This window comes from Edaphobacter modestus, assembly GCF_004217555.1.
In the GTDB taxonomy this organism is placed as follows: Bacteria; Acidobacteriota; Terriglobia; order Terriglobales; family Acidobacteriaceae; genus Edaphobacter; species Edaphobacter modestus.
This window is the reverse complement of sequence record NZ_SHKW01000001.1, coordinates 4,500,807-4,513,558: the sequence shown is the minus strand read 5'-3', so window position 1 is coordinate 4,513,558 and position 12,752 is coordinate 4,500,807. Positions and strand designations below refer to the sequence as shown.

10 protein-coding genes are annotated in these 12,752 nt (G+C 55.4%); 2 read left to right on the top strand and 8 right to left on the bottom strand.

What is annotated here, in order from left to right:
• Positions 1–30: 30 nt before the first annotated feature.
• From BDD14_RS19080 to BDD14_RS19060, 5 genes are all read right to left on the bottom strand, one after another.
• The gene (locus tag BDD14_RS19080; RefSeq protein ID WP_242618059.1) at positions 31–2,724 is read right to left on the bottom strand and encodes a glycoside hydrolase family 3 C-terminal domain-containing protein; all 2,694 of its coding nucleotides are present in this window, start codon (positions 2,722–2,724) and stop codon (positions 31–33) included.
• 44 nt (positions 2,725–2,768) lie between these two features.
• Entirely contained in the window at positions 2,769–3,563 is a 795-nt protein-coding gene (locus BDD14_RS19075; RefSeq protein ID WP_130420255.1) for an SDR family NAD(P)-dependent oxidoreductase, read from the bottom strand.
• Complete coding sequence (locus BDD14_RS19070; RefSeq protein WP_242618058.1) at positions 3,554–4,867, bottom strand: enolase C-terminal domain-like protein; 1,314 nt, start codon at positions 4,865–4,867, stop codon at positions 3,554–3,556. Before BDD14_RS19070 ends, BDD14_RS19075 begins: the two co-directional genes overlap by 10 nt.
• A gap of 116 nt (positions 4,868–4,983) precedes the next feature.
• A complete protein-coding gene (locus tag BDD14_RS19065) occupies positions 4,984–5,373 on the bottom strand; it encodes a cupin domain-containing protein (RefSeq protein ID WP_130420253.1) in 390 nt (129 codons plus the stop codon).
• Positions 5,374–5,387: 14 nt separating this feature from the next.
• Positions 5,388–7,532 carry a transketolase C-terminal domain-containing protein gene (locus tag BDD14_RS19060; protein WP_130420251.1) on the bottom strand — a complete coding sequence of 715 codons (2,145 nt, stop codon included), beginning with the start codon at positions 7,530–7,532 and terminating at the stop codon, positions 5,388–5,390.
• 158 nt (positions 7,533–7,690) lie between these two features.
• Between BDD14_RS19060 and BDD14_RS19055 the strand changes: the two genes are divergently transcribed.
• The gene (locus BDD14_RS19055; RefSeq protein ID WP_130420249.1) at positions 7,691–8,647 is read left to right on the top strand and encodes an NAD-dependent epimerase/dehydratase family protein; all 957 of its coding nucleotides are present in this window, start codon (positions 7,691–7,693) and stop codon (positions 8,645–8,647) included.
• A 20-nt stretch (positions 8,648–8,667) separates the two neighbouring features.
• On the opposite strand, the gene BDD14_RS19050 is transcribed toward BDD14_RS19055, so the two are convergent.
• The 3 genes from BDD14_RS19050 to BDD14_RS19040 form a co-directional block, all read right to left on the bottom strand.
• Positions 8,668–9,696: an SMP-30/gluconolactonase/LRE family protein gene (locus BDD14_RS19050; RefSeq protein ID WP_130420247.1), complete on the bottom strand. Its 1,029-nt coding sequence runs from the start codon at positions 9,694–9,696 to the stop codon at positions 8,668–8,670.
• A 165-nt stretch (positions 9,697–9,861) separates the two neighbouring features.
• Complete coding sequence (locus tag BDD14_RS19045; protein ID WP_130420245.1) at positions 9,862–10,662, bottom strand: IclR family transcriptional regulator; 801 nt, start codon at positions 10,660–10,662, stop codon at positions 9,862–9,864.
• A gap of 12 nt (positions 10,663–10,674) precedes the next feature.
• The gene (locus tag BDD14_RS19040; protein ID WP_207231778.1) at positions 10,675–11,586 is read right to left on the bottom strand and encodes a sugar phosphate isomerase/epimerase family protein; all 912 of its coding nucleotides are present in this window, start codon (positions 11,584–11,586) and stop codon (positions 10,675–10,677) included.
• A gap of 313 nt (positions 11,587–11,899) precedes the next feature.
• Between BDD14_RS19040 and BDD14_RS19035 the strand changes: the two genes are divergently transcribed.
• The gene (locus tag BDD14_RS19035) at positions 11,900–12,679 is read left to right on the top strand and encodes an SDR family NAD(P)-dependent oxidoreductase (RefSeq protein WP_165420157.1); all 780 of its coding nucleotides are present in this window, start codon (positions 11,900–11,902) and stop codon (positions 12,677–12,679) included.
• Positions 12,680–12,752: the final 73 nt, after the last annotated feature.

The window sequence follows — 12,752 nt, the reverse complement described above, 5'->3', positions numbered from 1 at the left end:
TCTCCACCTGGTACGCCATAAACAAATTCATTAGTGTGGTAACTCTTTCTCTCCCGTAATCGCGAAAGAACCTGTCGCGCCCTCCCCCTCACCCGGTTGCGAACCGCCAAGAGAGATCGAATAGTTCCCTGAGCGGACGGCGCGTACTCCCTGCTTGTCAACATAGGAAAGTTGCCGAGGATCCAAGGTGAATTGGATGTGACGCGTCTCGCCCGGAGAAAGATGAACTCGCTGAAACCCCTCAAGAGAATACTTAGGCAGTAGACCATTCTGCGGTGGAACAAGATAAAGCTGCGCCACCTCATCCCCAGGTACTTTGCCGGTATTCTTCACCTCTGCATCGACCTTAAGCATCTCTCCAGCGGTCAAACTGCTCGTGCTCAATCTCAGGTTGGAGTACGCAAAACTCGCATAACTCAAGCCGTACCCAAACCCATACAGAGGCTTGCCCTTGTAATAACGGTAGGTGCGGTTGGACATGGAATAATCCGTAAACGAAGGAAGATCATCCACGCTTTGATAGAAGGTCACCGGAAGGCGGCCCGCTGGATTGTTCTTTCCGCTCAGGGTCTCTGCAATGGCTTGTGCTCCAGCCTGCCCCGGGTACCAGGCTTCCAGAATGGCGTCGGCATTTTGCTGGGCCCATGTAACGGCAAGCGCGGACCCATTAAGCAACACGACGATCAGCGGTTTTCCAGTTTCTTTTATGCTTTCCAGAAGCTTCTGTTGAGCAGCGGGAAGCGTGATGTCTGTGCGATCTCCTCCTGCAAAGCCCGGAATCTGCACCTTCATCTCCTCGCCTTCAAGATCAGGAGAAAGGCCGACAAACGCCACGACCACATCTGCATCTCTTACCACTTCCATGGCCTGCTTCAAGAGAGGCTCAACCGGAGCGACCCACTTCAACGTGAGACCCGCTCCAAATAACCGTGCCCGATGCGAATAGGCAACCTCAAACGAATGCGGCTTCGTGTCATCGAAGTGCAGTTTCACCGAAGGAGTGGCGGATTCATGGTGATCCCGTTCCTCTCCGACATGAAACGTCGTCAATTCCTTCTTGTCGAAATGGATCGTAAAGCTTTCCGCGTCGTTGCAGGGATAGCAATGCGCCAGGTCCGCAGTAATCTCATAATCTCCGGGCGCGGGCGCCTGCAGGGTGCCGGTCCAGCGAACCGAGAATGCCTTTGGATCAAGGGCCGGGGCAGGGGAGGCAGAGTTCCAGTCGAAGTTGATTTGTTTATCGACTCGAACCAGCGCAGGCTTCCCTTCAAACTTATCGTTGGCGAAATACTCTGCCTTCAGACCTTCGACCCTCGATCCCGATGCCGTTCGGTATTGCGTTCTGGGGATAACGATCGGGGCGTTTTCGGCGTAAGGGGAGCCCTGGGCATAAAGAACCTTTGCCGTACGAAACTCGCTCGCAATACCATCCACCGGCAAAAACGGATTCTTAGGAACCGCGTTGTAATTGCCCTCGATAGCGGAGAGTTCCGCGGCATTCGGACCAACCACCGCGATGGTACGCGCTTTGCCGGTTAGGGGCAGCACATGATCGTTGTTCTTCAGCAGCACCATCGCCTCGCGCGACGCCCGCAGGGCAAGAGCCGTGTGAGCCGGAGACATATTCTCGCTAAACGGCAACGAGGCATACTTCACCCGCGCTGGAGGATCAAAAAGTCCCAACCTGAACCGTGCAAGGAAGAGACGTCGGAGCGAAACATCCAACTCTTCCTCACGAATCAATCCGTGACGAACAGCACTCGCGAGATCTTTATAGGTTGCTCCGCAATTTGTGTCAGTTCCCATGCGGATACCCGCGACAGATGCGTGTTCGCCATCTTTTGAAAATTGATGTCCATTCTGATGAAAAAAATCATCGATCGCACCGCAATCGGAGGTAACAAAACCCTGGAAATGCCAGTCTCCTCTCAAGATTTTTTGTAGCAGCAGATCGCTCGCGCATGCCGGCTTCCCATCAACCGCGTTGTAGGCGCACATAATGCTGTAGGCCTGACCATCGACGATCGTTGAACGAAAGGCGGGAAGATAGGTGTCCCACAGGTCGTATGCACTCGGTTCAACATTGAAACGGTGACGATCGCTCTCCGGACCGCTATGCACTGCAAAATGCTTTGGAGTAGCGATGGCTCTGAAGTAATCAGGATCCGATCCCTGCAATCCCTTCACGAATGCAGTGCCCAACTGGGCCGTAAGAAACGGATCCTCACCATAGGTTTCCTGCCCACGGCCCCATCGGGGATCGCGAAAGATGTTGATATTCGGCGACCAGATCGTCAATCCGTAATAAATAGAGTGGATATCGTGCCGCACAGCTTCGTTGTACTTGGCACGCGCCTCAACGGATACCGTCTCGCCGATCTTCCCCATCAATGGCTCGTCAAAGGTAGCCGCCATCCCGATCGCTTGCGGAAACAGCGTTGCATATCCCGAACGAGCTACCCCGTGCAACCCCTCGCTCCAGAAATCGTAAGCAGGAATCCCGAGACGCGGAATCGCCGGGGCTGTATTCACAAGCTGTTGCGCCTTTTCGTCCAGCGTCATCCGGCCGACCAGGTCTTCAACGCGCCGCTCCATCGGTAGAGATGAATCCTGATAAGGCTGCTTCGGAGCCGCCTTTTGCGCGTAGCCGGGAACACATGCTGTGAGCTCGAGGAAGAGAACGAAGGCTGCAAATCTCATCAGACGTGCGGAAACTGTAGACATGATCGTACCCCGATCTTTCGTTTCAACTCATTGACTCTCGGCAATCACTGGTTAACACCACTCGCCAGAATGCCGCCATCGACAACAACAACTTGCCCAGTCGTAAAGCTGCTATCTGGCCCGACCAGATAAATCAGCGCCGGGACCAGTTCCTCCGGCGCGCCGAATCGATGCATCGGCGTCCGTTGAATAAGCTCCTGTCCTCTCGGGCTGTCGATAATCTTACGATTCAGCTCCGTGGGAAACACCCCGGGAGCGATTGCATTCACGGTAACGCCGAAGGGAGCCCATTCGACCGCAAGAGATCGAGTAAGCGCCCCCACCGCCGCCTTGCTGGCCCCATACGCCGCGACCTCATGGAACGCCACAAACGTTGCCAGAGAGGCGATATTAACGATCCTTCCAAATCGCCTCTCGAGCATCACCTCTCCGAAGACCTGGCATCCACGCAGCGTACCGGTAAGATTCACATCCAGAATGCGTCGCCACGTGCCTTCGTCCATCTCGAGGGTCGGAATACGCTTCGTCATGCCCGCGCTGTTGACGAGAATCTGAACGCCGCCAAATTCGGAGAGGACCGCATCGCGAAGACGTATCAGGGAGCTACGGTCTGCGACATCGCTACACATTCGCAACGTGCGCACTCCAAGCGCCTCAATCTCGGCGCTTACCTCCGCTACAGATTCTTCGTTCCGCGAGGATGCAACGACGGAGACTCCCTGACGCGCCAGGCCCAGGGCCAGCGAGCGGCCAATTCCCGATGTTCCCCCAAGCACCACGGCGCACTGTCCCCGAAGCTGCGAAGGAACTGCGCCTGAGGCTTTTTCGTCTAAGACCAACTCAACACCTTTTGTGAATCAATCTTTGCTGCGTCCAGCTCAATCCCGAATCCGGCCTCAGTCGGCAACGCCAGGTGAGCGCGCTGAGGCATCGGCGGTTTCTTCTCAAAATGATAGTAATGGCGCATCTTGTTGATCAGGTACTCCCCAAGAGGAAATGTCATCGGCGATTGGCTGGCGATCACGTGCATCGCGGCATGAATGCTATGACCATGCGGAATAACCGGAACATCATAAAGCGATGCCACGGTGCCAATCTTCAGCAATTCTGAGATCCCGCCACACCATTCAGGGTCCGCCTGTACGACGGAGAGCGCATTCGCCTCGAGATATCGCTGCACCTCCCACCGGCCATAGAAGTGCTCACCTGACGCGATAGGTATTGTCGTGCCGCGATGAAGGTTGACGAACGACTCTATCTTCTCCGGATGTGCGATCTCCTCCATCCAGCGCGGATGATATCGCTCGACCTGGTGTGCCCACTCCAGCGCATAAGTCTGATCCCATCCGCTAAAGGCGTCGAACATTAACTCCGTATCGTCGCCCAGCGTCTCGCGGAGAATCCGAACGAGCGTCACATTCTTCTCCATGCCCTCAGCGCCGGAGCCTGGGCCATAGCCGATAAACCACTTCTGGTATCGATATCCTTCCTGTTTCAGGGCGAGACATCGCTTGCGCACCGCTTCAGGCTCCAGAGAAAACCCAAGACAACTCGCATAGACCTCTACGGATTCCCGCGTGGGGCCGCCCAGTAAACGATACACAGGGACACCAAAGAAGCGTCCCTTCAGATCCCAGAGAGTATTATCAACGGCGCTGATGGCCATCAAAAAAAAGCCGTCCCGTGAATGCCGATTGGACCTATACATCTGATCCCATAACAGCTCCGTTGCGAGCGCATCTTTTCCAATCAGGAACGGCCGGAGATCTTCATAAACGACCATGGCCGGATCCCGTTCGATCGGACCGTACAGCCCTTCCAATCCGCCTGCGGTTTTTATCCGCAGATAGATTGCGGTCGTCTTGACGTTCTTCGTTCCCGCGGGACTGTCTTTGTAGGGCGCAGGCCTTTGTTCCTCATAAATATCCAGAGGACTTACCTGCCGCTGGCTGTTCACACCTGCCTCGGACTCATAATGTCCATGCAGTTCCATCAGTTCTACCGATGCGATCTTTTGCGGTGCAAGACCGGCCAGATCAGCGCTGACGACATGTGGCGTTTGTGCGCACCATGCTTTCCTCGATGGAGCCATGCTTGTAACAGCTCCAGCCATCGCTCTCAACAGCACGTTTCGTCGATTCATCCGCCGATGATCCTTCTCTCCCACGATGCCAACCACGGCTTTCCATCGGCGGAATCCCCTTGTCGTTCCAGCGGGAAACTCCATCGCGAAGCTGCGGCTACGGCAACGCGATTCTATTAGTTTTCGGGAAGATCAATGTCTTCAAAAAATTGATAGTTCTCAAGACTTGCCGGTGGCGCGAAGAAACAAGCCACCTTCATCTCCACATCCGAAAGATTCTGCAGCATGTGAACCTTTCCTTTGGGAAACAAGACTGCGCATCCGGACCGCACAGGCTCAACCTCGCCATCGACGAGCACCCTTCCGTGACCGCTCAGGATGTAAATCACCTCTTCCCCGTTCGGGTGAGAATGAGCCGGCCGGACCCTCTGGCCTGGGGCAACACGAATGATGGCCATCGTGCAGTATTGGGAACCGGTGTTCTCATTCGTGACAACCCAGCGCAGCTTTCGTCCGGGCAGATCCAGCTCTTCAACGGCGTTCTCATCTATGATCGGGATCGACATGAGTCTCTCGCTTTCTATGCTTCCACCACTCGCTGAATTGCGTCCGAGATGGCCGCTGGGGTAAGACCGAAGACTTCTACCAGCTCCTCATAGGTCGCGGAGTGAATAAATTGCTTATTCCCATCGGCGTCCAGAGTATTGATCGTCGATATGTGACTCAGCCCTTTCGAGTCCGCATCGGCACGATGACGATACAACACCTTCAGGAAGTTCTGCCACAGATAGCCATTGTTCTGTTCCGCAAAGATCATCGGCCGGCCGGTTCGATATAGCTTCATCAGTAACTCTTCATCCACCGAAGGCATGTCCACCACCGTCACCCCGATACCCTTTCCTGCGCAGATCTCCGCGGCTCCAATCGCCTCGTGAACGCCACGGCCGCTGCTGATAAGAATCGCACGATCGGAATCCCCACTGCGGAGCCTATAGCCTCTGCCATAGTCAAATTCGTAGTCGGCGCCGTAAAGAACCGCAGAGCCAGTCCGCATCACCCTCAGATAAACCAGACCGCGATTCCCTTCCATCGTCCACTTCATGATTGAGAGCATCTGTTGCGGGCACGAGACATCGATGATCTTCAGGTGCGCTACGCCGTCGAACGTCGTGGCGTCGTCGTTCCCCATGTGAGTAGCGCCATTGGTCCGTGTTTCAAAGTTGGCCGCGGTTGCCAGGTAAGTAATGTCCAGGCCGTGACCTTCGCTGAGCCATCCATTCTTGTCCGCAATCGCCTCCAGGCGCTCCTGATGTCCAACCGCTGTACGCCTCAGGACCTGCCAGTTGAAAAAGGGACAAAACGTACTGCACCACGTGTTGTATCCCAGTGCAGCGAAGGCTTCGGAGATCAGCATCATGTTTGCCTCCGCCACGCCTACGTTCAGAGCGCGAGACTGGTCGGCTCCCCCCACCCCCGACTCCAATCCGCTCGTCGACGCCAGATCCGAATCGATAGAGACGACTCGTTTGTCGCGCGCGAAGATCTTCATCGCCGCCGTCACCATCTCGGCCGCGCTATAGCTCTTACCTTTGTCCAGCTTAGGCAACGCCGAAGCGTCATAATGGATCTTCTTATCGCGTTTTGGCACCCGCTTCGTCGCGACTGGACCAATCACGGCGTCCAGCAGATTTCCGTCTGACGATCTTCCCGCAGTCAGGTGCATCCTCTCGGCCTCACTCAGCAACCACTCGCGCATGGACTCGCTCTCGGCGCCACCCGGAAGGTCATCGAGGAAAGCAAGGAACTCCTCCACGCGAGTGGCCCTGCGCTGCTGCTGCAGCAGCAGCTCCTGCGCAAGCACCGCTTCCGGTACCGTCACCTTATGCTTATTGAAGAAATCCGAAAAGGCTCCAAAGCCCTTCTTCGTGTTGCATAGAATTACCGTTGGCTTGCCATTTCTCGTTCCGTAGCGGAAATTCCGAAGCGCCGAAACGACACCATCGTACTGAGTCGCGTCAACGTTATAAGCGTTCCATCCATAAGAGCGAAACACTTCTTCCAGAGGCGGCATCGGAAAGAGCATCCGATCGTGAATATCCAGCTGACCGTTGTTCCGGTCGACCAGCACACAGAAATTATCCAGTCCATGCTGGGCCGCATACATAATGGCCTCCCAGCAGGAGCCTTCCTGAAGCTCGCCGTCCCCCACCATGCAGTAAGAATCGAATCGCGGATTGCGTTTTCCGACAATCGCGAAGCCCTGTGCAACTCCGATGCCCTGTCCCATCGGCCCCGTCGCAATCTGAATGCCGGGCAATACAGGACCTGGATGACCATTGAGGATACTGTGGTGCGAGCGCGAGCCCCGCAAAACCACCTCGTCGAAATAACCAAGTTCCGCATAGATCGAGGCGAGCGCAGCGACCGCATGTCCCTTGCTCAACGTAAACAGATCCTGCCCAGTCCGGGTCGGATCCGTAAGATCAAGCCGAAGGAAGCCACCGTAAAAAAGGGCCACCAGCGGAATAGTCGCCGAAAGGGCTCCGCCCGCGTGAAGCCCCTTGTCGATCGCATCGCGGCTCTGTCCGAGCGTGAGAATGCGAATGTCTGAATCCTTAATAGCAAGAAGCTTCAGGAGCCCGCTCTGGAAGATCTCATCCCGATGCATCATCAACTCACGATTGGAAACTTTGGGTTCACCGACAGCGAAGCCTGAGGGGCTCATCTCTCATCCTTCTATTCTAAATTTTGCGTAATACGCAATATTGCTTGCATAATTTGAGCGAAAGTATATGAGGCCAGGAAAGCGGTAGTCAAGAGAGAAGCCCCCCACACACAGGCGGGACGCATCCACAATAAACTGAAAGCCTGAGGAGATTGAGCATGCGGGTTGCCGTAATCGGTGGAACAGGCCACATTGGAAGCTATCTGACTCCAGCGCTCGTGGAGGCTGGCCATACCGTCCTCTGTATCAGTCGCGGGCTAAAGACTCCCTACCGGCCGCATGCTGCCTTCAATTCCATTCGCAATATCACGCTGGATCGCGACGTGGAAGAAGCCGCTGGCAACTTTGGCGAGAAGATAGCCTCCCTCGACCCTCAGGTCGTCATTGACCTGACATGCTATCGGGTCGAGAGCGCGGAGCAGCTGGTCCTCTCCCTGCAAGGCCGAATCGAACATCTGCTGCATTGCGGAACCATCTGGGTCCATGGCCCTAGCTGCGAAGTCCCTACGACCGAAGAGGCAACACGGTCTCCCTTTGGCGACTACGGCCTGCATAAGCTCGCCATCGAGCAGTTTCTCCTATCCAAAGCGCGGCGGGAGGCTTTCCCTGCAACCGTCCTCCATCCAGGGCATCTGGTCGGAATCGGATGGAACCCCCTCAATCCCCAGGGCAACTTCAATCCTTCTGTCTTCTCCGACCTGGCCCACGGAAAGAATTTGGCATTGCCCAATCTAGGCATGGAGACGGTTCACCATGTTCACGCTGACGATGTCGCGCAGGCATTCATGCGTGCCATGGCCCGCAGAAGCGTGGCATTGGGAGAGAGCTTTCACGTCGTGTCGCCGGCAGCAATGACCCTCCGCGGCTTTGCGGAACGCATGGCCGCCTGGTTCGACCGTCCCGCAAACCTTACCTTCGTAGCGTGGGAACAGTGGAAGATCTCCGTCAGCGAAAAAGATGCCCGCTCCACCTGGGATCACATCGCGCATTCCCCAAACTGCAGCATCGCAAAAGCACGTACGTTGCTCGGCTATGCTCCGCGATACACCTCTCTCGAGGCTGTCCAGGAGGCTGTTACCGCTATGCAGGAACGTGGGGTTGTCACCACTGCATAGCGGTCCGCCGACCGATGTCCTTAGTGAGCCTCGTTCCAATGCACCATAGGCAGACCCGGTGCAGGAGCCCGAAAGTAGGGAATGTTGGACGCTCGAAGCGACCCTATATATGCCGTCTGCAGATCCGGGCCTCCAAAGGTAACGCTGGCCATCCAGGGCGCGACACCACGACCGGTTGCGAACAACACATCCTGCGTCACTGCGCCCGCGAAGAACTGCTTCTCAAGCGCGTCTACCTTCAGAGGATCGCCCTCGTCCAGAAGAACTCGAAGATCGCCTTCGGGAGTAAGTACGAACAATTTGTCCGAATAGACACAGGTTCCCCAAAGGTTCCCAAGACTATCGAATGCAATGCCGTCCGGCCAGGCGCCTTTACCCAGGCTGGTCGGGCCAAAGATCTCCTTCTCCCCGAGCGATCCGTCCTCATGGACGCGCAACCGGCTTATGCACCCGCCGGTCGTCTCAACCACGTACATATACTCTTCCTTCGCATCCATTCGAATCTCGTTCGTAAAATGGAAGCCGTCGGCGACGATATGAAATTTGCCGTCGATGTAGCGTGCAATGTAGCCATCGGCGAGATCGGGCTTCAAGGCGTGCATCCAGTTCTTGATCCTGGTTGACACCGTGATCCAGATACGTCCCTTCGAATCCCGCAATACGAAATTCACCTTACCGATGGCTTCCCCATCGATGCTGTCCGCAAGTACCTTTGATTCTCCAGAGCGCGTCATCACTTCAAGACGGTCAGTTCCGAAGTTCGAGATCAGGATGTCACCGTTCGAAGAAAAGGCGAGACCGTTTGGAAGCGTCCCCGTCAAATAGCGAGTCGCTTCACTGTCGGCAGCGGAAAAGTGCGACGAGATCCTTTGCGTAACGATCTCCTGCGTTCCATCGTGACGCAGTCGAACTACCCCGCCTCTTGAATCCGCCGACCACAACGTGCCATCTCGTTCCGCAAGGATGCATTCGGGGCGTTGCAATCCCTGGCCGATGTACTGCAGCTTCGCCTTGTCGATCTCAAAATCCAAAATGGGATTCCGCATCATCTATTCGCTCTCCACTTTGCCTTATTGAATTGCATAATATGCAAGTTAGCTTGCAAGATTAGCACAAAATAGAGAGGCCCAAAGAAAGATGACGGTCAATCAGACGCCATCTCTGAGCGAAGAATGGATCGAACCGTCCCATTCTTTGGAACTGATCACGAAGATCTACGCGCTTTGTGCCGCCACTTCATCCGCTACACTCAGAAGCTCGCCAATCTTCCTGGCGCACTGAATCACGGATTTCGAATGCGAGGGGTAATGCTCCTTGAGGAACCGGGAAGCAGGAGCCGATACGCCGATCGACCCTACAATCATGCCGTTGTTCAGACGTATAGGCGCCGCGACACAACGCGTACCTTCCATGTACTCGGCTTCGTCAAGAGCGTAGCCGCGTTCACGAATCCCCACACATTCCTTCGCCAGGGCCGGAACAGTCTTGATCGTCGTCTTTGTGAATCGCTGCAGCGGATCGGAGCCGAAGATCGTTCGCAGATCCTTCTCGTCCAAATCGGCAAGGAGGGCCTTTCCGTGCGCGGTCGAGTAGAGCGGAACAAGCTCCCCAGTCTGCCCCGCAACAACGATCACGTGGCGAGCATGGACAGAGTCGATAAACAGCGCACTCCTGCCTTCTCGAATCGCAAGGTGGGCCGTTTCGTTCAAATTGAGAGCGAGTGCCTTCAGTTCCTGGTGAGCCACCCGGACCAGCATATTGCTCCAGTCATACTGACGCGAAAGCGTCCACATAGACGATCCGAGAATATAGTCCTTGCGTCCGGCAGGCGTTGAGAGAAATCCGCGCCGCCGAAGCGTCTGGGCAAGGCGAAACGCACTGCTTCGATCGACTCCGAGTAGCTCCGATAACTCGCCGAGAGTAACTGGCTGCTTCGAGGTCGCGACGGCCTGAAGAATGGTAAGGCCGCGGTCAAGGCTCTGAATGAAAGGCACCTGGGCTACTTTCTTTGGCATCGGTCCTGCTGCTCACGATCGAAATCGCACCCCAATCGACCGCAGATAATCCCGGCTCTCTTTTGCCAGGGTCGCTGAGGGAACTGGAGACGGATCTTTGAAATCATTGTCTAGCTCGACCATTACCATACCACTAATCTTTCTTCCCTCCATCAGGTCCAGGATTCCCGGAACATCTACCTTTCCCTGGCCCAGAGGGCAATATCCAAGAAGATGGTCGTCTTTACCATTGAAATCCTTCAGATGCATATGCTGCACCAGCGGCAGAAAATCCTTCACCACCTTAAGAGCATCCTGGCCACCCTTGGTCAACTGCCCCACATCCGGCCCGAACTTCAAATACTTCGTATCCACGGCATTCATCACCGCGTAGGTCTCGTCGCGCGACTCAATGCAGGTGCCTGTATGTTGATGCAGTACGGGTGTCAGTCCCTGGTCCGTCACCGTCTTGGCCAGATCGTTCAGCGTACTGATGATATTGGCTTTGTTCGACGAAAAATCGTACGATTGCCGCGGCACCTGGTTGGGACCAACCACAAAAATGCGCCCCTTCGACTTCTTGATCAATCCACACCAGGTCACTGCCTTGGCAAGCTCCTCCTTCTTCCGCGAAGAATCCGTCAGGTTGATCGAGCAGTACGCGGAGATCAGCGGAATGTGATTCTGCTCAAGAACCGCTTCGAGACCACCGCGGTCCTCAGCCTTCGCAAGCACATCCCCAAAGGTCTCAAAGCCATAAAACCCCAAAGACGCAACCGACTGGATCGCCTGATCGACCTCCGTGTTTCTCCACGTAATGCCTGTGTATCCGATGTGAAGGTTCCTCTTTTTTACCGGATCAGACAGGACAGATTTGCTTGCCAGGGCGACGGAGGCCAGTGCGGCCTGGGATAGAAACTTTCGGCGGCTCAGAGCGAAGTTCAAGGATTCCCTCCAACAGATACCAGGCCTCTCGGATCGAAAGCTCTGGTGCATAAATCGCAACATGCTTTGCACACCACGCAATAAATCTGCAACGGCGCTGTCACGGTTGTCAAGGATCTCGTGAATTCCCTGTCGCTATTTTCCGCCAGGCCACAACCGCTTCGGCAAAATCTTGACGCATACCGGGATGGGAGATAAGATTTCCGCGTGCTTGCATTATGCGCAATACAGCTCTCGCTTTGTGCAACAATGAATCTCGCGGAAGCGGAGCGTTTTACTCCCCGGACCCAGACTTCATGCAGAGGAGAATCTCTTGGCGGACTATTCCAGCTTTGGCCTCAAAGACAAAATCGCAGTGGTTACCGGTGCCTCTCAGGGCATCGGACGAGCCATCGCTGTAGGACTCGCGCAGGCGGGCGCTCATCTGGTCCTGGCGAAATACCCTGGCCCCCGTATGGAGGAGATTCGCGAGCTGCAGCATGAGATCGAAGCATTGGGCAGGCAGGCCCTGATCGTTCCCACCGACGTAAACAAAGTCGAAGACTGTCGCTCCCTGATGGAGCAGACAGTCGCGAAGTTCGGCCGTATCGATATCCTCGTCAACAACGCGAGCTGGACCGGAACTGGAGATGCCCTTGATGTAACCGAAGAGGAATACGACAAGACCTTCGATGCATCGGTAAAAAGTGTCTTCTTCGCATCGCAGGCTGCCGCCCGCGCAATGTTGCCTCAGGGCGGAGGCCGGATCATCCATATCGGATCAAACTTCGGAGAGGTCGCCTTCAAAAAGCGAGCCGTCTATGCCGCCGCGAAGGCAGCTGTTCATCATCTCGCGAAGGCCCTCTCTTTGGAATGGGCTCATCAAGGAGTTCTCGTAAACACCGTCGCACCCTGCATCACCGAGACCGAATCGCGCAAAAACATTCTCGAGCGTCCTGGCTATAAGGAATGGGCCACCCAGGAGATGATTCCGCGCGGGAGATGGAACCAGCCTGAAGATCTGGTTGGAGCAGTCCTGTTTTTGTCCAGCAACTTCGCAGATATGATCGTCGGTCACACTCTCATGGTCGACGGCGGCTGGACGATCCACTAAGCGTCAGGTTCATCCCTAGAAACATTGCTTTATACAACGAACATCTCGCTGACGCGGTAAAGCTAAAGGAAAA